General features: G+C 38.5%; 1 pseudogene. It reads left to right on the top strand.

What is annotated here, in order from left to right:
• Nucleotides 1-262 (top strand): annotated as a pseudogene (locus tag JI666_RS21280) (ABC transporter ATP-binding protein); the annotation flags it as partial.

Here is a 262-nt window from a genome sequence, read left to right as displayed (position 1 = left end):
GGCAGCTTAACTATAGAGATAAGGATTTACTATCTATGTCAGCCGCAGAGATGAATAAAGTACGCGGATCAAACATCGGCATGATTTTCCAAGAACCTCTTACAGCACTCGATCCTCTTATGACAGTTGGAAAACAAATCGAAGAAAACTTAGACTACCACACAAGCCTTTCAAAAGTTGAAAAGAAAGAACGCACCTTAGAACTACTTCATCAAGTTGGTATTCCAAAACCAGAACTTACATATAAACAATACCCACACGA

This window comes from Bacillus sp. NTK071 (genome assembly GCF_017303315.1).
In the GTDB taxonomy this organism is placed as follows: Bacteria; Bacillota; Bacilli; order Bacillales; family Guptibacillaceae; genus Guptibacillus.
Note: the sequence above shows the minus strand (reverse complement) of the source record. Positions and strands in the feature narration are given on the sequence as shown.